This is a genomic window from Caulobacter sp. 05T431 (assembly GCF_056665975.1).
In genome coordinates, this window is record NZ_JBFTKU010000009.1 from 22,425 (window position 1) to 40,641 (window position 18,217).

Annotated in this window: 17 protein-coding genes; 5 read left to right on the forward strand and 12 right to left on the reverse strand. The window is 69.6% G+C overall.

Annotated elements, in window-relative coordinates; all coding sequences use genetic code 11:
- Window positions 1-17: 17 nt before the first annotated feature.
- Entirely contained in the window at window positions 18-1,235 is a 1,218-nt protein-coding gene (locus AC1U89_RS10185; RefSeq protein ID WP_479899594.1) for a dipeptidase, read from the forward strand.
- Window positions 1,236-1,237: 2 nt separating this feature from the next.
- On the opposite strand, the gene AC1U89_RS10190 is transcribed toward AC1U89_RS10185, so the two are convergent.
- The 3 genes from AC1U89_RS10190 to ndk all read right to left on the reverse strand — a co-directional run bounded on the left by AC1U89_RS10190 (window position 1,238) and on the right by ndk (window position 4,002).
- Window positions 1,238-1,882: a YoaK family protein gene (locus AC1U89_RS10190; RefSeq protein ID WP_479899595.1), complete on the reverse strand. Its 645-nt coding sequence runs from the start codon at window positions 1,880-1,882 to the stop codon at window positions 1,238-1,240.
- Window positions 1,879-3,441, reverse strand: a complete 1,563-nt coding sequence (locus tag AC1U89_RS10195) for a tetratricopeptide repeat protein (protein ID WP_479899596.1) — start codon at window positions 3,439-3,441, stop codon at window positions 1,879-1,881. The genes AC1U89_RS10190 and AC1U89_RS10195 overlap by 4 nt, the downstream gene beginning before the upstream one ends.
- A 141-nt stretch (window positions 3,442-3,582) precedes the next feature.
- On the reverse strand, window positions 3,583-4,002 hold the full coding sequence (gene ndk / locus AC1U89_RS10200) for a nucleoside-diphosphate kinase (protein ID WP_479899597.1): 420 nt from the start codon (window positions 4,000-4,002) through the stop codon (window positions 3,583-3,585).
- A 100-nt stretch (window positions 4,003-4,102) separates the two neighbouring features.
- Here ndk and AC1U89_RS10205 point away from each other — a divergent pair, with 100 nt between their 5' ends.
- On the forward strand, window positions 4,103-5,974 hold the full coding sequence (locus AC1U89_RS10205; protein WP_479899598.1) for an ABC-F family ATP-binding cassette domain-containing protein: 1,872 nt from the start codon (window positions 4,103-4,105) through the stop codon (window positions 5,972-5,974).
- Window positions 5,975-6,070: 96 nt separating this feature from the next.
- The gene (locus AC1U89_RS10210) at window positions 6,071-6,475 is read left to right on the forward strand and encodes a hypothetical protein (protein WP_479899599.1); all 405 of its coding nucleotides are present in this window, start codon (window positions 6,071-6,073) and stop codon (window positions 6,473-6,475) included.
- A 144-nt stretch (window positions 6,476-6,619) separates the two neighbouring features.
- Here AC1U89_RS10210 and AC1U89_RS10215 read toward each other — a convergent pair whose 3' ends face one another.
- The 9 genes from AC1U89_RS10215 to AC1U89_RS10255 all read right to left on the reverse strand — a co-directional run bounded on the left by AC1U89_RS10215 (window position 6,620) and on the right by AC1U89_RS10255 (window position 15,662).
- Window positions 6,620-8,362, reverse strand: coding sequence for a cellulase family glycosylhydrolase (locus AC1U89_RS10215; RefSeq protein WP_479899600.1), 1,743 nt, complete (start codon window positions 8,360-8,362; stop codon window positions 6,620-6,622).
- 83 nt (window positions 8,363-8,445) lie between these two features.
- Entirely contained in the window at window positions 8,446-8,685 is a 240-nt protein-coding gene (locus AC1U89_RS10220) for a hypothetical protein (protein ID WP_479899601.1), read from the reverse strand.
- Between the two features lie 15 nt (window positions 8,686-8,700).
- A complete protein-coding gene (locus tag AC1U89_RS10225) occupies window positions 8,701-9,201 on the reverse strand; it encodes a spore coat protein U domain-containing protein (protein WP_479899602.1) in 501 nt (166 codons plus the stop codon).
- On the reverse strand, window positions 9,189-11,507 hold the full coding sequence (locus AC1U89_RS10230) for a fimbria/pilus outer membrane usher protein (protein WP_479899603.1): 2,319 nt from the start codon (window positions 11,505-11,507) through the stop codon (window positions 9,189-9,191). Before AC1U89_RS10230 ends, AC1U89_RS10225 begins: the two co-directional genes overlap by 13 nt.
- 39 nt (window positions 11,508-11,546) lie before the next feature.
- Window positions 11,547-12,776 (reverse strand): spore coat protein U domain-containing protein, encoded by a 1,230-nt coding sequence (locus tag AC1U89_RS10235; RefSeq protein ID WP_479899604.1) that lies wholly within the window; start codon window positions 12,774-12,776, stop codon window positions 11,547-11,549.
- Window positions 12,777-12,787: 11 nt separating this feature from the next.
- Window positions 12,788-13,201, reverse strand: a complete 414-nt coding sequence (locus AC1U89_RS10240; RefSeq protein ID WP_479899605.1) for a Csu type fimbrial protein — start codon at window positions 13,199-13,201, stop codon at window positions 12,788-12,790.
- Window positions 13,202-13,384: 183 nt separating this feature from the next.
- On the reverse strand, window positions 13,385-13,720 hold the full coding sequence (locus AC1U89_RS10245; RefSeq protein WP_479899606.1) for a peptidase inhibitor I78: 336 nt from the start codon (window positions 13,718-13,720) through the stop codon (window positions 13,385-13,387).
- On the reverse strand, window positions 13,717-14,178 hold the full coding sequence (locus AC1U89_RS10250; RefSeq protein ID WP_479899607.1) for a DNA polymerase III subunit chi: 462 nt from the start codon (window positions 14,176-14,178) through the stop codon (window positions 13,717-13,719). Before AC1U89_RS10250 ends, AC1U89_RS10245 begins: the two co-directional genes overlap by 4 nt.
- A 2-nt stretch (window positions 14,179-14,180) precedes the next feature.
- Complete coding sequence (locus AC1U89_RS10255; RefSeq protein ID WP_479899608.1) at window positions 14,181-15,662, reverse strand: leucyl aminopeptidase; 1,482 nt, start codon at window positions 15,660-15,662, stop codon at window positions 14,181-14,183.
- A gap of 293 nt (window positions 15,663-15,955) precedes the next feature.
- Between AC1U89_RS10255 and lptF the strand changes: the two genes are divergently transcribed.
- Together lptF and lptG are read left to right on the forward strand one after the other, a co-directional pair.
- On the forward strand, window positions 15,956-17,092 hold the full coding sequence (gene lptF / locus AC1U89_RS10260) for an LPS export ABC transporter permease LptF (RefSeq protein ID WP_479899609.1): 1,137 nt from the start codon (window positions 15,956-15,958) through the stop codon (window positions 17,090-17,092).
- Window positions 17,089-18,192: an LPS export ABC transporter permease LptG gene (lptG, locus tag AC1U89_RS10265; RefSeq protein WP_479899610.1), complete on the forward strand. Its 1,104-nt coding sequence runs from the start codon at window positions 17,089-17,091 to the stop codon at window positions 18,190-18,192. Before lptF ends, lptG begins: the two co-directional genes overlap by 4 nt.
- The last annotated feature ends 25 nt before the right edge of the window (window positions 18,193-18,217 follow it).

An 18,217-nucleotide genomic window follows, 5' to 3' on the forward strand; every position in this document is an offset into this window, starting at 1 on the left:
CAGCTTCGAGTACCCCGATGACCCGCACCCTGCTCCTGGCCGCCGTCTCGGCCCTGGCCCTGGCCACGTCCTCGCAAGCGGCCGAAACCGCCGCCTCGGCCCGCAAGATCCACGAGGGCCTGCTGACCCTCGACACCCACCTGGACACCCCGGCCAATTTCGGCCGACCCGGCTGGGACATCCTGGACCGTCACGACGCGGCCAAGGACGGTTCCCAGATCGACTATCCGCGCATGGTCGAGGGCGGCCTCGACGGCGGCTTCTTCGCCATCTACACGCCCCAGGGCCCGCGCACGCCCGAGGCCACGCGGGCGGCTCGCGACGCCGCCCTGATCCGCGGCGTCGAGATCCGCGAGATGGTCGCCCGGCACGGCGACAAGTTCGGCCTGGCCCTGAAGGCCGACGACGCCGCCGCGATCGCCGCCCAGGGCAAGCGCGTCGTCTTCATCAGCATCGAGAACAGCTATCCGATCGACGGCGACGTCACCCTGCTGTCCAGCTTCTATGCGATGGGCGTGCGGATCTCGGGCCTGGCGCACTTCAAGAACAACGACATGGCCGACAGCGCCACCGACAAGCCCGAATGGCATGGCCTGTCGCCGCTGGGGAAACAGTTCGTGGCCGAGGCCAACCGGCTGGGCGTGGTGCTGGACGGCTCGCACTCGTCCGACGAGGTGCTGKACCAGCTGATCGCCCTGTCCAAGACCCCGGTGATCCTGACCCATTCGGGCTGCAAGGCGGTGTTCGACCATCCGCGCAATGTCGACGACGCCCGCATCAAGGCCCTGGCCGACAGCGGCGGGGTGATCCAGGTCGACGCCTATTCCAGCTATCTGATCGACACGCCCAAGGTCCCCGAGCGCGAGGCCGCCATGGCCGCCCTGATGGCCAAGGTCGGGGCCCGCAACAAGATGACCGAGGAGCAGCGCGCCGCCTTCATGGCCGAGCGCAACGCCATCGACGCCAAGTGGCCGGTGAAGAAGGCGACGTTCGAGGACTTCATGAACCACCTCAACCACGCCCTGAAGGTGGCCGGGGTCGACCACGTGGGCATCGGCATCGACTTCGACGGCGGCGGCGGGGTGGTCGGGCTGAACGACGCGTCGGACTACTGGAAGATCTCCCAGGCCCTGCTGGCCGAGGGCTACACCAAGGCCGACCTCGAGAAGATCTGGAGCGGCAACGTCCTGCGCCTGCTGCGCGCGGCCGAGGCGGCCAAGGCGCCGGCGGCCTAGGCTTAGGCCGCCCGACGTTCCCGCCAGGCCTGGGCGGCGGCCAGGATCGCGACCAGCGCGGCCGCCGCCCACAGGGCCAGCACGCCCCAGCGCAGATAGGCGAACGCCCCCAGGGCCCCGCCGGAGGCCAGGCCCAGCCACAGGCACGCGAACGGGACCCAGGCCCAGAGGTCGCCGCCGGTCAGGGCCGCGGCGATCCGCTGGCCGATCTTGACCAGGGTCCCGGTCATGTAGGTCAGGCCCAGGCCGACGTCGCCGTTGCGCTGGAACACCGCGTTCTCGGCCCCCATGGCCAGGACCACGGCGCCCGCGCCCGCCGGGCCGAAGCCCAGGCCGATCAGGCCGGCGCCGCTCGCCAGCAGGCCGGCCTCCAGGGCCAGGACCCAGGACCGCCGCCCCTCGCCCGCCGCCCGCGCCACCAGGGCGCCCAGCGTCGCCCCGACCACGAACAGCCCGATCAGCATCAGGGCGGTGCGCGCCATCGCCCAGTCCCCGGTCGCGATCCCCACGCCCAGCCGGGTGGAATTGCCGCTCATGAACGAGACGAAGAAGCCGCCCAGCTTCAGGAAGCCGACGGCGTCGACATAGCCGGCCACGGCCGACAGGGCGGCCGCCAGGGCGATCTCGCGACGGCGATAATCCTTCATGAGCCCGCGCCCGCCTTGGCCATCAGCTCCAGCACCTTGCGGGCCTGGGCCGCGGCCAGTCCGCCGTTCGGGTCGGCCGACATCGGCTTGAGCAGCGAGAAGGCGGTCTCGCGATCATCGGCCCGCAGGAAGGCGACCGCGGCCACGATCCGGATCTCGGCCACGTCCGGCGCCAGGGTCACGGCGCGCCGCAGCAGGGCCAGCCGCTCCGGCGACGGCGTGTCGTCGGGCGACATGGTCTGGGCCAGCAGGAACAGGGTCTGGTAGTCGTTCGGCTCGGCCGCGTCGGCGCGGGTCAGGTAGGCGCGGGCCTCGGCCAGCAGCGGGGCGGCGCGCGCCTTGTCGGCGGCGGCGCGATAGAGCTTGCTGGTCCCCATCAKCCGCAGGGCCTCCAGGTTGCCGCCGTCCTCCTGCAGCAGCGCCTCCAGCAGGCGCTCGCCCTTGTCGCGGTCGCCTAGGGTGATCTCGGCCCGGGCCAGGGCCTGGCGGCTGTAGCGCTCGTCCGGCCGCTTGGCCGCCGCCTTGCGGATCCGCCGCAGCGGGTCGGCCTGGCCGGGATAGGGATTGGCCTTCAGCCGCTGCAGTTCCAGGATCAAATCGTCGGCGCCCGCCGGCATCCGGCGGATCGTGACGGCGGGCGGCGGTCCCTGGGGGCGGGCCAGGGTCGTCGTGACCGGAGCCTCGCGCAGGAAGGACCGCAAGGCGGGTTCCAGCTTCCCGACCGGCCGGCCGAAGACCTCGGCCCAGGTCGCCTTCGGGTCGCGGGCGCCGGCTTCCAGGCGATCCAGATAGGTCGCCAGCCGCGCCTTGCGGTCGGGATCGGCCCACAGATAGCGGACCAGCAGGGCCGAGCGCGCGTCGTAGCGGCCCGGATCGGTGCGGTCATCGCCGGCCTCGGCGATCAGGCCCGGCATGCTGCCCAGGTCGCGCATGACCCGATCGTCGGCGAACAGGGCCGGCGTCGCGCCGACCACCACGCTGTCGGGCCGGATGTCGATGGCGCTGTAATAGATGGCCGCGCCCTTGCTCAGCCAGCGCGGCTGGCGGAACGCGAAGTTCTCGCTGAAGAAGTGGAAGGCGTAGGCGCACAGCACGCTGTCGTCGCCGGCCGTCCGGTCGGCCACGCCGAAGAAGCGGAAGTTGTCGCGGACCACGACCGCGAAGATGTCGTCGGTGGTGGCCACGTCCATCGACAGCGAGCCGGTCGTCGCGCCGGGCAGAAAGCGCTGGTAGGTCTCGTTGACCGCCGCGCCGCGCGCGACGGGCCGGACCAGATAGATCGGGAACTTGCGCGCCGCCGGATCGCCGGCCTTGCCGTAGATCGACCGCAGGATCTGGTCCAAGGCCTCCAGGTCCTCGACCGTGCGCCGCACGATCTCGGGCCCCTCGTCGGAATAGACGATGACGTGCTCGCCCTCGGCCCGCAGCCAGCGGCCGGCGGCCTGGGGCGAGACGGCCACCGCCTCGACCGGCGTGGCCTTGGGCGGAACTGGGGCCTGGGCCCGGACCGCGCCGGGCGCGGCCAGCAACGCGGCGGCCGCCACGCCCCGCAGGATCATCCTTCGCCCTGGCAAACTGATCGTCCCCACGCCGCTCCCTGAGGCGGATTGGAGGACGAGCCGGGCTCGGATGTCCAGCGGGCAAACAAAAAGGCCGGCGGATCGCTCCGCCGGCCTCTTCGGATCGGTAAGGCGCGAGCCTTAGCCGACGATGTCTTCGTCCTTGAAGAACTGGGCGATTTCGATGCCCGCGTTTTCCAGGCTGTCCGAACCGTGGACCGAGTTCTCGCCGATCGACAGGGCGAACAGCTTGCGGATCGTGCCTTCGTCGGCGTTGTCCGGGTTCGTGGCGCCCATGACTTCGCGGTACTTCAGGACGGCGTTGTCGCCTTCCAGCACCTGGACGACCACCGGTTCGGCGGTCATCTGGGCGACCAGTTCACCGTAGAACGGGCGCTCGGCGTGGACTTCGTAGAACTTCTTGGCTTGAGCTTCGCTCAGCTTCACGCGGCGCTGGGCCACGATACGCAGGCCGGCTTCCTCGATCACGGCGTTGATCTTGCCGGTCAGGTTGCGACGGGTGGCGTCGGGCTTGATGATCGAGAAGGTGCGTTCGGTCATGATCCGAAAATCTCACAGAGAAAGTTTGTAGATTGGGAGGTTGCGGGCTTATAGCCGGGCGCCTCCTCCCCGCCAACCCGCCGCGTAACCTTAAAATCAAATGCTCCAGATCAACGACCTGACCTTCGACGCCTGGGGTCGGCGGTTCTTCGACCACGCCAGCGTGAGTCTGCCCGCCGGGGCCAAGGTCGGACTGATCGGTCGCAACGGCGTGGGCAAGTCCACCCTGTTCAAGCTGATCCTGGGTCATCTGCAGGCCGGCGACGACGAGATCAGCCTGCCCAAGAGCGCCCGCGTCGGCTCGGTGGACCAGGAACACCCGGCCACGCCCTTCACCCTGCTGGAGACGGTGCTGGAGGCCGACGAGGAGCGCCACGGCCTGCTGACCCGCCTGGAGACGGCCGAGCCCGAGGAGATGGGCGAGATCTGGGCCCGGCTGATCGAGATCGACGCCGACGCCGCCCCGGCCAAGGCTTCGGAAATCCTGGTGGGCCTGGGCTTCACCCAGGAGGACCTGGCGCGGCCGATGGCCGAGTTCTCGGGCGGCTGGCGCATGCGCGTGGCCCTGGCCGCGGCCCTGTTCGCCGAGCCGGACATGCTGCTGCTGGACGAACCGACCAACTATCTGGACCTGGAAGGCGCGCTCTGGCTCGAAGCCAGGCTCCAGAAGTACCCGCACACCGCCCTGATCGTCAGCCACGACCGCGAGCTGCTGAACAACAGCTGCACCCACATGCTGCACCTGGCCGGCGGCAAGCTGGAGCTCTATGTCGGCGGCTACGACGACTTCGAGAAGCGCCGCGCCGAGAAGGCCCGCCTGCAGCTGTCGGCCAAGGCCAAGCAGGACGCCGAGCGCGCCCACCTGCAGGCCTTCGTCGACCGCTTCAAGGCCAAGGCCTCCAAGGCCGCCCAGGCCCAGTCGCGCATGAAGCGCCTGGCCAAGATGGAGCCGGTGGCCACCACGATCGAGGAGCGCGTCGCACCCTTCACCCTGCCCTCGCCGCCACGCCCCTTGCCCCCGCCGCTGATCCGGCTGGAGAAGGCCAGCGTCGGCTACGAGGCCGGCCGCGCGATCCTCAAGAACCTGAACCTGCGCATGGACCTGGACGACCGCATCGGTCTCTTGGGCGTCAACGGCGCGGGCAAGTCGACCTTCGCCAAGATGATCGCCGGGGCCCTGGGCGTGCAGGTCGGCGAGTTCCACCGCGACAAGAAGATGAAGGTCGGCTGGTTCCACCAGCACCAGATCGAGGCGATGGATCCCGAGGACACCCCTCTGGAGATCATCCGCCGGGCCATGCCGGAAGCGTCGGAGAGCTCGCGCCGCTCGAAGCTGGCCCAGTTCGGCCTGGGCTTCGAGAAGCAGGAGACCAAGGTCGAGAGCCTGTCGGGCGGCGAGCGCGCGCGCCTGCTGTTGAACCTGGTGGCGATGGACGCCCCGCACATGCTGATCCTGGACGAACCGACCAACCACCTGGACATCGACAGCCGCCGGGCCCTGCTGGACGCCCTGAACGACTACATGGGCGCGGTGATCCTGATCACCCACGACCGCTCGCTGATGGAGCTGGTCGCCGACCGCCTGTGGCTGGCGGCCGACGGTTCGGTCAAGCCGTTCGACGGCGACATGGACGACTACGCCAAGTTCGTGCTGGAGCGCGCCAAGCAGGCGGTGAAGCCCACCCAGGTGGACCGCGAACCGGCCAAGGCCGAGCCCGCCGGGGCGCCGGCCAAGAAGACGGTCGCCGTCGAGCCGCTGAAGCGCAAGATCGAGGCCGCCGAACAGGTCGTCACCCGCCAGACCCGCCAGCTCAACGAGCTGGACGCCCAACTTGCCGATCCGGAGCTCTACAAGAACCCGGCCAAGGTGGCCGAGCTGACCAAGCGCCGCGACAACGCCAAGGCCAAGCTGGACGAAGCCGAGGCGACCTGGATGGAGCTGGCCGAGGCGCTGGCCGAGGCCGAGGCCTGACCTTCCGCGCCCAGGCTCGCGCCCTGATTGTGGTAAACGAGCCTAAACCACGTCTCTTAGCCAAAACGAGAGACCCGGCGGCCTATTCCTGTCCGCATGAGTTCAGGAACCGCGTCCCGAAATCACATCGTCGCCAATCCGGAAGGCCTGTCGGCCACCTCGGTGCTGGCGGCCTTCGGCGAATGGCTGGACCAGCGCCTGGCCGACGCCATGCGTCTGGACATGGACCTGGCCTTCCGCGACCGCCCGTTCGACATCGAGATCGGCCGCAGCCCGGCCCTGGTCGGCTGGGAGCACCGCTATCTGCAGCCCGGCGCCCCGGCCCCGCGTGGCAAGATGTGGACCGTCTACCGCCTGCAGGACCAGACCGGCCGCCCCGCGCCGCTGCTGAAGCACGCCGACGACTACGCCGACACCATGACCCCCCTGCTGGGCGAGCTGGGCTATCTGGGCGTGTTCGACGGCGAGCCGGCGCTGCATCCGGGCGTTGGGTCGCGATAGCGCTGCTTCTTTCAATCCGCTCATCCCGGCGAATGCCGGGACCCAGATGGAATGGCGCCGTGGCTGACGCCACCAACGCCGCGCCCTTCCAATCAACCGCCCAGCTTTAGGATCTGGGTCCCGGCATTCGCCGGGATGAGCGGTTTATTGGGGCTTGAGGGACAGGGCTTGGATCTGCGCCGCCGCGCCGTCCGCACGCAAGACCACGGTGTTCCGGCCCGCCAGCAAGGCCACCTTCAACAGGCGGACCGTCGTCCACGCCGCGCCGGTCGGCGTCGCGACCACCGACCCCGCCGCGCCGCCGTTGACCGAGGCCGACAGCTTGCCGCCCTCGCCGCGCGCCGAGACCGCCAGGTCGTAGGTCCCCGCCTTGTCGGCCACGACCGTGAACTTCAGCCATTCGCCGTCGACGAAGTCCTCGACATAGGCGCTCCCGTCCGCCTCGCGGGCGATGTCGACGCCGTCGTTGCGATAGGTGCGGCCGTTGTTCCAGGACGTGCGCTGGCCGCCGGTCGAGACGTGGTAGTTGGCCGTGTCCCGGTCGGCATAGGCTTGGCCCAGCGCGCCCAGGTCGTAATCGACGGCGGCGAAACTCCCGCCCTTGGCCCCGATCCGGTGATCCTTGAACGGCCGCGTCGTGGCGTCGTGCGGCTGGCGGATCATGGCGTCGACCACGTCGTCGTGGCGGATGGTGTTCTCGAAGCGGACGTCCTTGGACGCCAGGGTCATCAGGGCCGCATAGGCCTCGTCGGCGGTCGGCTTGGGGCCGTTCTTCGTCCAATAGTCGACCAGCTTGGCGTAGCCCGGGTTGGGCGTCACCTCGAGCGGCTGGTTGAAGCCGATCTTCTTCAGCGGCCAGAAGGCCCAGCCGATCTCGTGCGTCTCGACCAGAGCGATGGCGTCGCGGAACCAGGCGTTGGAATTCTCGCCGCTCTCGCCCAGCCACAGCGGCAGGCCCGTGTCTTCGCGCAGCTTCAGGACCGTGGCGATCGAGGCTTCGTCATTGACGTTCCAGTACTTGTGGAACGACAGGGCCATGTTGTCGTCCCACACGGCGGGAAGGCCCTTGTAGTTGTTGCCCCAGCAGTTGCCCTCGAGGATCAGCATGTGGCGCTTGTCGACCTCGCGGACGGCCGCCGTCAGCTCCTTGTAGTAGTCCCACAGCGCTGTCTGCTTCTCGTCCTTGCAGCCGTGGTCGCCCCCGGGACCGTCGAAGTCCCAGTTGGGTTCGTTCAGCAGGTCGTAGGCGCCGATCGCGGGATCGTCCTTGTACCGGGCGGCCAGCTTGCGCCAGAGGGCCACCACCTTGCGGCGGTTCTCGGGGCTCTGCCACAGCGAGGGCTTGGACGGATCGCGGTCGGCGATCGGCAGGTCGTTCCCCTGCCCGCCCGGCGCGGCGTGCAGGTCCAGGATCAGGTACATGCCGTTGGCCTTGGTCCAGGCCAGCAGGTCGTCGATGCGCTTGAAGCCGTCCTCCTTCCAGGTGTCCTGGCCGGGGACCGGTTCCTGGTCGGCGGCCAGGGTCAGCAGGCCGTAGTGCATGGGCAGGCGCACCGAGTTGAAGCCCATGGCGGCCATGGCGTCGATGTCGGCCTTGGTGGTGTGGTTGTCGAGCCAGGCCTGGTGGATGGCGGCCTCGCGCTCGGGGCCGATCAGCTTGGCGGTCTCGGCCCGGATCACGTGCTCCTGGCCTTTGCCCAGCTCGCCCAGGCGCAGCATGTAGCCTTCCTGCAGCATCCAGCCGCCCAGGCCCATGCCGCGCAGGATCACCGGCCGCCCGGTCTCGTCGACGATCCGCTTCTCCTTGGCCCGGAGGTAGCCGTCAGCATGGGCGGTCCCGACGGACAACAGGGCGAGCGACGCCGCGGCGGCGAACAAGGCTTTCATCTGGGCGGATCTCCCGACGTCGCCTCTCGCGGGCGAACTGGTCAGGCCACTTTAGGTCACCGATGACAACGTTGTCTAGATTGTCAGAAGACGATGTCGACCCGCACGCTCGTGGGCCGGTCGACCGCCAGCGGCTTGATTGTCGCGCCGCCCTGGCAGACCGCGCCGCCGGGGCCGACCTCGCAGCGGTCGACGACCTTGGCCCGCACGATCATCTGGCCGGTGCTGATCAGGCCCGACATGGCGGAAGGCCTCGAAGGCGGGGCCCCGGGCCCGGCGACGGCCGCCGTGGCGGCGAGGAAGGAGACGAGAACCGGGATCATGGCTCATCCAACCCCTCAGAAGGTCAACGTCACGTATACGCTGTCGAAGTATGAACCCGGTGGTACGAACTGTCGCGGCTCGATCGCGCCGTACAGGTCGACGCTGCTGACGCTGCCGCCCGGGCCGCCCACCAGCTCGGGGAACAGGACCGTCGTTCCGGACGAACCGTCCCCGACGATCTGGGTCAGGGCCTGGTCGGCATAGATGTTGTAGACCAGCACATTGGCGCCCGAGACCTGGGTCCGACGGCCGAAATCCTGCGACATGCCGGCGCTGAGCTCGATCGTCGGCCGGATCTTGGTGCTCACGCCCCCGCAGTCCACCTTCACCCGCGCGACCGCCCGGGTCCGGTTGGAGGCGAAGACGTCGTACTCGCCGAACGACAGCTCCAGGACCGTGATGTTGCAGGCGCCGGCGTGGGACTGGGCGACGGCGGGCGTCGCCGGGGCCAGGACCAGGCCGAACGTCAGGACCAGGGCGGCGATGGACGCTGTTCGGACGGTCAGGGCGTGCATGCGTAGGGCCCCAGCTTGACGATCTCGCCCGGCTGATCCGGGACGGTGACGACCACCTGGCAATCGTGGTCGCGCCACAGCACCCGGATCAGGTTGCGCCCCACCTCCAGCCCCCGCAAGTAGACCTCGCCGCCGTAGCCCATGGGAAAGACGCGGTCGCCCAGGCGGACCTCGGCGCCGGCCGGCGGCGCGGATCCGCTCTTGGTCATCAGGACCACCAGGGCCGAGCGTTCCTCGACGACCTCGAAGACCAGCGGCGCGCCGGCGCCGCGGCGGGGCGCCACCGTCTTGCTGGTGGTGTCGGGGACCGCGTCCAGCGGCAGGCCGGCGGGATCGATCGACAGGCCGTTGCTCTCGTAGGCGCGCAGATGGTTCACGAAGAGCCGGCCGCCGGCGTCGGTGCGGCCCACCGGCTGGTTCTCGCGGAACACCTCGACGCCGGCGCTCTTCCCCACCCGCACGACCGCGAACGCGTCATCGACCCGATCCGCCACGAACAGATGGCCGTCGAACAGCACCAGCGACTGGGCCGCCTCAACCTGCAAGGTGGTGGTGACCTCGTCGTTTCGGACCCTCACCTGGCCGTCGAGGGTCGAGCCGTCCCAGCGCAGCTCCGCCGAGCGGTTCGGGGTCGGTCCTTCCACGTCGCGGATCTGCCAGATCAGGCGGTCGTCCATCGTCGTGCCCCGCGCCTCCAGCTCGTAGGCCCGGCCCTCCGGCCGCTGGTGCGCGCCGGCGGTGGCCAGGCCCCGCCGCCCCAGGGGCACGGACAGCGTCACCCCGAGGCCCCACTGGTCGTGCTCGTCGAGGACGCCGTAGCCGGTGACCATCAGGCGGGCGCGGCGACCGAACAGGTCGGCCGAGTAGCTGGCGGTGGCCACGGGGGTCTTCACGCCGTCGGCCCGGGTCTCGGAGACGTAGGCCAGGTTCAGCGTCCCGCCCTTGCCCATGCTCAGGCCGACGGCGGCGCTGTCGCGCTTGCGGGTGTGCGGCTCGTCCGCGACGGCGGCGATGTCCTTGAAACCGGCCGAGGCCTCCTCGTGGCGACCGATGAAGCTGAACCAGGGGGTCGTGCGGTCAAAGCCGATGGCCCACAGGGTCCCGTCGCCGTCCGGGCTGTGGCTGACCGCGAACGATCCGCCGATCGCGAACAGGTCCCGCACCGCCCCGCCGAACGAGAGACCGCCCATGGCCAGCCCCTTGGCCGCCTCGCCGTGGAGCTCCACGGTCAGGGCGTCGGACAGGCCCCGCCGCCAGACGCCCGAGACGAAGGTCTGGCCGTAGTTCCCGCTCTCGATCCCGAAATCCCGGCGAACCGCTCCGGCCTCGAAGCTGAAGTCGGTGATCCCCCGCCCCAGCATCTGGGTGTTCATGTAGAACGGCAGGTTCACGGCGCGCTCGCGCCCGTCGACGTCCGTGACGACGACGGTGACGCTGTTGGAGCCGGTCAGGACCGGCAGCTGGCCCAGCTGGAAGGCGCCGGGCCGCACGGCGCCGGAATAGCGTTTCACGCCGTTGATGTAGAGGTCCAGGGTCGACGGCGTCGTCACGCCGCTGGTGAATTCCGGCAACGGCGTCATGACCAGGTCGGGGCGGAGGCTGTAGTTGCGTTGGTACTGGACGCCGCCGAAGCGCAGGTTCCGGCTCCAGTTCAGGGCGCGGCTGGTGCCGTCGCCGATCCGCAGGGTGCGCGCCCGCTCCTGGTCGTCGAAGGMCAGGTAGCTTTCGTAGCGGATGGCCTGGGTGGAGGCTTCCGACCAGGCGACGGCGCCGGTCGAGACCAGGGTGTAGCGCGAAGAGAACAGCCGCGCTTCCAGGGCCGAACTCAGGCTGCGGCCATAGCTGCCCTCATTGGGCTTGGCGGCCCATTCGCCGTACAGGTCGTAGCTGAGGAGCGCCCCGCGTCCCGATTGCGCCTCGACGTGCAAGGGGCCGGGCGCGACGGCCAGCTTCTCGGGCGCCAGGATCTCGAACGGCGCGGTGATCGCGATGATCTGGGCCTGGGAGTCCACCCGCCAGGACAGGCCCGGGACCTTGTCGAGATAGACGCGCCGAGCCTCGCCCTCCCGGGTGACCCAGGCCTCGTCGAGGCGGAACCCCAGGCCTTCGAACTGGTCCGCGGGCAGCGACAGGCGGCCTTTCTCGTCACGGAACCTGGCCACCAGCCGGACGGGCCAGTCGTTGATCCGCACGTCGAGATAGTAGGTTATCGGCGCGGTAGGATCGATCGTCGCCTCCGGGATCGCCGAGGTCGGCGGGGGCGGAACCTGGGTCCGCCCGGCGGCGGCGACCGCCCAGAAGCTCATCGCCAAGGCCCCGCGCCGCCACGATCCCATGGGCGCGGCTTAGGGTGAAACGTCGGCCTTGATCGGCTCGAACAGGCCCTCCCCGGTGACCGAGACCGTGGCCTTCCCCGCCCCCGCCCCGCTCAAGGTCCAGTTCCGGCTGGAGCCAGCCAGCACGTAGCCGCTCAGGCCCTGCTCGTTCGAGATCTCGGTCGCGCCGCTGGTCACTTTCAGGCCGACCAGCCGCTCGCGGGCGTCGCCAGTGTTCTTTGCCGTCAGCACGCCGCCCGAGGGCGAGGCGCTCAGCGACCAGGACAGCTTGGGCCGCGAGCCGGCCGACGGGGTGAGGAACACCGGCAGCAGCACCCGGATCGGCACGACGACGCCGGCGTCTCCCTTGAGATGGCCCTCCGGGATCTGGTCCAGGATMAGGCGATAGGCCTTCTCGGTCTTGACCGTGTCCACCCCCTCGACGACGACGCGCACCGTCTGGGTCTCGCCGGGCTTGAGGGTGAACACCGGCGGACTGACCGCCAGGGTCTGGGACCGGGTGTAGGCGTCCTCGCCCTGGGACTGCTCCCAGTCCACCGCGCGCAGCTGCAGCGTGATCGGCTGGGCCTCGGTGTTGCGGACCCGCAAGGTGGTGGTGCGTTCCTTGCCGACCATCTGCAGGGTGATCGGCGACAGCTCGACCGAGCCCGCCAGGGCGGCCGGTGGGGCGGCCGCCAGGGTGCAGGCGAACGACGCGACCGCGGCGAAGCCAACCCAAAATGCCTTCATTGCCGTTCTCCCTMAGTAGGTGACGGTCACGGTCACGGTGTCGAGATAGTCACCGGCCGGAACGCTCTGGTTGGCCACGATCTGGCCGTACATCTGGTACCGGATCGGGGTGCCCTGGGGATCGCTCACGCCGGTGAAGTCGGATCCCGTGGTCATCATCGGCTGGGTGTAGCCGCCGTCCTTGTAGAGCCCGTAGCGCAGTCGGTTGACGCCGGGGCCGTTCATCCAGCGATCGTTGCGGTTGCCCGAACCGCCGGCCCCGATCTCGACCGAGAAGGCCGTCAGCGGGGTGCACTGCACCGTCATGTCGGTGGAGGCGCGGCTCTGCTGCGAGGAATTGTAGATGCCGAAGTCCAGGTCGTTGGCCACGACCGTGCAGGTCTTGGTGACCTGGGCCCGGACCTGGAAGGTGTCGGTGGCGGTCTGGGCCGCCGCCTGCCGGGCGCCGAGCAGCAGGCCCAGGAGGCTCAGCACCATGGCCAGGAACGCCGACAGGGTCAGGGATCGCATGGCATGTCCTTTCAATAGGTGACCGTGACGACGACGATGTCCACGTAGGTCCCTTCGGGGACCGACTGGCCGGCGGGCGCCTCGCCGTGGACCAGCACGCGCTGCGGCAGGCCCGTCGTCTTCAGGTCCTGCATCTCGGTCCTGTTGCGGTCGGCGAACACCTGGGTGCGGGCCTCGTCCTTGTAGAGCTGGTAGTGCAGCTGCCCCTTGGCCTGCATGGCGCGGTTCATCGGGTCGCCCGACTGGCCGCCGCTCAGGGCGATGCGCGCGACCACGCCCGGCGTGCATTGCAGCTCGATCGACGAGGTGGCCCGGGAGGGTTGGTCGGGGTGGTAGAGGCCCAGGTCCAGGTCGCCGGCCTGGACGCGGCATTGCGGCCGGACCTCCGTGCGGACCGCCAGGACGTCCTGGTCGATCTCCGCCAAGGCGGGGGACGCGCTCGCGATCACCGCGAACGGAAGCCACAGGAGATGACGGAACGCGCAGCCCATAACGGCCACGCTGCCACTTCACCCGGGGCGGAGCCATCGGGCGAAACACCCACCGACCCTGGGGTCTAGCCCCACGGCCGGGGACGCCGACAACGTCTGGTCGAAGGCGTCGCGGCCCTAGCCGCACTTCACCTGCTGGACGACTCCGGTGTCGGGGTTGAACAGGATGTTCAGCCGGTCCGGACGGTAGTCCATGGTCACCGGACAGGTCGTGCAGGCCACGCGCCAGCGCGAGGGATCGACCGGCGCGGGCAGCTCGGTGCGGTTCTTGCCGACGAAGGCCTGGGCGTCCTTGAGGCCGCACTGGTCCTTCTCGGGTTCGGGCGGCTTGGGCAGGGCGATGGCCGGCGGCGCGGTCGGCGTGGCCGGCGGCGGCATCGGCGCGGGCGGCGGCGGCGCGCTGGAACAGGCGGCCAGGATCAGGATGACGCTGCCCAACGCGAAACGCTTCATGCCTGCTTCTCCCATCCGCGCTCGGCGCCCTGGCGCCAGTAGGAMACGGGATGTCCCGCGCCCTTGAAGGCCTTCCATCGACCCCGCGCCAGGCGCAGGGCCTCCTCGTCGCGGCCGTCGAACAGCAGGATGCACCGTTCGAACGCCGAGAGATCGCCCGGTTCGGCCCCGTCGAGCAGGAACAACGCCTGACCGCCGTTCGGGTTGTCCAGCTTGTCGCTCAGCAGCACCGGCTGGCGGTCGGCCATCGGCTCGTCGTCCAGCCCGTGCGGCAGGAAGCTGTCGTCCCTGAACGTCCAGAGATGGGCGTCCAGCGCGCGCAGGCGGGCGGGATCGCCGCCACGCACCAGGGCCCGCCAGCCGCGTCCCAGGGTCTTCTCCAGCAGCCCGGGCAGCACCTCTTCCAAGGGGCTGCGCTCGAGGTGGTAGAACCAGATGTCGCAGGACGCGTCGGTCAAGGTCAGCCTTCGTAGGAGTCCGCCACCAGGCGGTTCAGCAGCCGCACGCCGAATCCCACCGCGCCGTCCGGGACGGTCGGGTCGGTCGAGGGCTTCTTCCAGGCCACCGAGGCGATGTCCAGGTGCGCCCACGGCAGGCCGTTGACGAACTTCTGCAGGAACAGGGCGGCGGTGATCGAGCCGGCCGGGCGGCCGCCGATGTTCTTCATGTCGGCGATCGGGCTTTCGATCTGCTTCTCGTAGGCGGCCGGCATCGGCAGACGCCACAGCGGCTCGCGCTCGGCCTTGCCGGCGGCGAGAAGTTTTTCCGACAAACCGTCGTTATTGCTGAACAAACCGCCCAGGTCGTTACCCAGCGAGATGATGATCGCGCCAGTCAGGGTGGCCAGGTCGATCATGAACTTGGGCTTGAAGCGGTCCTGGCAGTACCAGAGCGCGTCGGCCAGCACGAGGCGGCCCTCGGCGTCGGTGTTGATGACCTCGATGGTCTGGCCCGACATCGAGGTGACCACGTCGCCGGGGCGCTGGGCGTTGCCGTCGGGCATGTTCTCGACCAGGCCCAGGATGCCGATGGCGTTGACCTTGGCCTTGCGGCCGGCCAGGGCGTGCATGACGCCGGCCACGGCGGCCGCGCCGCCCATGTCCCACTTCATGTCCTCCATGCCGTCGGCCGGCTTGATCGAGATGCCGCCGGTGTCGAAGCAGACGCCCTTGCCGACGAAGGCCACCGGCTGGGCCGACTTGTCGGACGCGCCCAGCCACTTGATCACCACCAGCTGGCTCTCGCGGACGCTGCCCTGCCCCACGCCCAGCAGCGAGCCCATGCCCAGCTTGGCCATCTCGGCCTCGCCCAGGATCTCGACCTCCAGGCCCAGCGTCTCCAGGCCCTTCACGCGGGCGGCGAATTCTTCCGGGTGCAGGATATTGGCCGGTTCCGAGACCAGGTCACGGCTGAACAGGACGGCGTCGGCCAGGGCTTCCAGACCGGCGAACGCCTTCTGGGCCTTGGCCGGATCGGCGGCGGCCACCTTGACCACCCCGACCGAGGGCTTCTTCTCGGCCTTCTCGGTGGTGCGGTACTTGTCGAAGCGATAGGCCGCCAGCTTGACGCCGAAGGCCGCGCGGGCCGCCGTCTCGGCGTCGCCGCCCAGCTTCAGCACCAGTTCGGTGACGCCCGAGGCCTTCAGCGCCTGGAAGGCGTGGCCGGCGGCGATCTCGACCGTCTCGGGCTCGACCGCGCCGTCGCCGTCGACGCCGACCAGCAGCACGCGGGCGGCGTCCAGGCCGGCAGGGGCGATCAGGTCCAGGGTCTGGCCCTTGGCGCCGGTGAAGCGTCCGCCGGCCACCGCGCGGGCCAGGGCGCCGCCCGTGGCCTCGTTGACGGCCTTGGCCTCCGGCGACAGGGCGGCGGCCTCGTAGGCCAGGACCGCCAGGGCGGCGTTGGCGCCGGCTTGGGTGTCGGCGGTGACGAACTCGATACGCATGGCGCGCTCCTGAAAACCGATGGAGCCCTGGCGGGACCTTCAGCCGTTGGATTGACGCAAACCCGAACCGAAGAAAAGCACCAATCTTAGAGGCCGTCGGCGCGGCGGGCGCCGAATGGTAACGAACGCCGCTTTCTCGCCTGACTTGAGCGGTTGTGCGCACGCGAACACGCCGTGTAGAAGGGACCCGTCCTGGGGGCGCGCCGCGCGACTCCGTCCTTTCTGCTCTCCCGCCCCAGACCTTCCTTTCCCGCCCAAGTCCCCCTTCGAGCCGGTCCCCTGCCCCAACGTCGATGCGCCTGATCGAACGCTATCTTTTCCGCCAGCTGCTGGGCCCGACGCTGTTGGCGACCCTGGCCCTGGTGGCGCTCGCCCTGTTGGCGCGCAGCCTGTCGGAGTTCGACGTCCTGATCGAGCAGCGGCAGAGCGCGACGGTGTTCCTGAAGATCATCGCCCTGGCCCTGCCCCAGCTGCTGGGCATGATTCTGCCGATCGCCCTGTTCGTGGCCACCCTGGTGGCGCTGAACCGCCTGCACACCGAGCAGGAGATCGTGGTCTGTTTCGCGGGCGGCATGAGCCGCTGGCGGGTGATCTCGCCGGCCATGCGCCTGGCGGTGTTCGCCACCCTGCTGTCGCTGGTCATGAGCCTGTGGGCCGCGCCCTGGAGCTCGCGGGCGATTCGCGAGACCTTCTTCGACATCAAGTCCGACCTGGCCTCGACCCTTGTGCGTCCGGGCGAGTTCACCGAGCCGGGCCCCGGCCTGACCGTCTACGCCCAGACGATCGATCGCGACCAGATCATCCACAACCTTTTCATCCACCAGGAAAAGGCCAACGGCGGCGCCGTCACCTACACCGCCCSTGAAGGCGTCATCGCCGAACGCAAGGGCCTGCCGGTGCTGATCCTGCGCAAGGGCTCCAACCAGGAGTTCTCCAGCGCGGGCGTGCTGCAGTACCTGTCGTGGGACGAATACACCTTCGACCTCAGCTCGCTGTTCCAGAGCGACGAGCTGCTGCACTACAAGATCGGCGACCGCTATCCGCACGAGCTGTTCTTCCCCGACCTGACCCAGGACTGGGAGCAGCACAACCGCGAGAAGCTGTTGTCCGAGGGCCACTGGCGGCTGGCCAGCCCGCTCTACAACATGGCCATGATGTCGATGGCCGTGGCGGCGGTGATCGGCGGTTCGTTCAGCCGCATGGGCTACGGCAAGCGCATCGCCCTGGTCGGCGCGGCCGCCGCCATGGTCCAGATCCTCGGCTTCGGCGTGAAGGCCGCCTGCGACAACGACCTGTGGCTCAATCCGCTGCAGTACGCCGTGCCCCTGGCCGCGATCTGGTGGGGCCTGGCCCAGATCTTCCGCCAGAAGGTCAAGCGCTACATCGCCATCGGCGCGCATGACGATCTCCAGCCGCTGGGGGTCGGATGATCGGCATCGGCATGATCGAGCGCTATGTGCTCCGCAAGACGCTGGGAGGCCTCGCCGCCGCCCTGGCGGTCGTGAGCGTGCTGGTCATGCTGATCGCCTTCGTCGACATCTCCAAGAACGTCGGCACCCGCGCCGAGGTGGGCTTCGCCCAGCTGCTGTTCCTGACCGTGCTGCAGGCGCCGGCCACGATCCTGGTGCTGACGCCGTTTATCTTCCTGTTCGGGACCCTGGGCGCCTTCGTCGGCCTGAACCGGCGCAGCGAGCTGATCGCCATGCGGGCGGCCGGGGTGTCGGCCTGGCGCTTCATCATGCCCGCCGCCGTGGCCGCCTTCGTGATGGGCGTGGTGACCCTGACCCTGCTCAACCCGCTGACCTCGGCGATGAGCGCCCAGTTCGAGACCTCGCGCGACGCGCTGATGGAAACCTACCTGAAGGCCGCGCCCAAGGGGCTGTGGCTGCGCCAGGGCAACGAGAAGACCCAGGTGGTCATCCGGGCCCGGGCCCGCGACCAGGTCGACGGCGGCGTCCGCCTTCGCGGCGTCTCGCTGTTCGAATACGCGGTGCAGCCGGACGGCACCCTGCAGTTCTCCCGCCGCATCGAGGCGGACGAGGCGCGCCTGGAGCCCGGCTTCTGGCAGCTGTCGGGGGTGCGGGTGGCCATGCCGGGCGCCGGGGCGATCCGCTCCGATTCCTACACCATGCCGTCCAACCTGGACGACCGCACCGCGTCGGAACGGTTCAACAACCCGCAGGCCATCGCCGTCTGGCRGCTGCCGGAGACCATCAAGCGCACCGAGGCGGCGGGTTTCTCGTCGATCCCCTTCCGCCTGCGGCTGCAGCAGGTCCTGGCCACGCCGCTGCTGTTCGCGGCGATGTCGGTGCTGGCGGCCGCCTTTTCGCTGCGGCTGATGCGGCTGGGCGGGCTGGCGGGACTGGCCGGGGCTGGCGTGACGCTGGGCTTTGGTTTCTTCTTCTTTAACGAGCTGTGTGGCGCATTGGGCAAGGCCGACGTGCTGACGCCGGTCATGGCAGCCTGGACGCCGCCGATCGTGGCGCTTTTGGCGGGTCTGACTCTGCTTTGCTATACCGAGGATGGTTGAGTCTGTGTCGGGATCGAGGTCGTTG

Excerpts from the sequence above, each read along its gene's own strand:
- AC1U89_RS10255 (WP_479899608.1), bottom strand. The coding sequence starts at position 15,662 with ATGCGTATCGAGTTCGTCACCGCCGACACCCAAGCCGGCGCCAACGCC.
- AC1U89_RS10220 (WP_479899601.1), bottom strand. The coding sequence starts at position 8,685 with ATGATCCCGGTTCTCGTCTCCTTCCTCGCCGCCACGGCGGCCGTCGCC.
- ndk (WP_479899597.1), bottom strand. The coding sequence starts at position 4,002 with ATGACCGAACGCACCTTCTCGATCATCAAGCCCGACGCCACCCGTCGC.
- AC1U89_RS10225 (WP_479899602.1), bottom strand. The coding sequence starts at position 9,201 with ATGCACGCCCTGACCGTCCGAACAGCGTCCATCGCCGCCCTGGTCCTG.
- AC1U89_RS10245 (WP_479899606.1), bottom strand. The coding sequence starts at position 13,720 with ATGAAGCGTTTCGCGTTGGGCAGCGTCATCCTGATCCTGGCCGCCTGT.
- AC1U89_RS10210 (WP_479899599.1), top strand. The coding sequence starts at position 6,071 with ATGAGTTCAGGAACCGCGTCCCGAAATCACATCGTCGCCAATCCGGAA.
- AC1U89_RS10205 (WP_479899598.1), top strand. The coding sequence starts at position 4,103 with ATGCTCCAGATCAACGACCTGACCTTCGACGCCTGGGGTCGGCGGTTC.
- AC1U89_RS10215 (WP_479899600.1), bottom strand. The coding sequence starts at position 8,362 with ATGAAAGCCTTGTTCGCCGCCGCGGCGTCGCTCGCCCTGTTGTCCGTC.
- AC1U89_RS10190 (WP_479899595.1), bottom strand. The coding sequence starts at position 1,882 with ATGAAGGATTATCGCCGTCGCGAGATCGCCCTGGCGGCCGCCCTGTCG.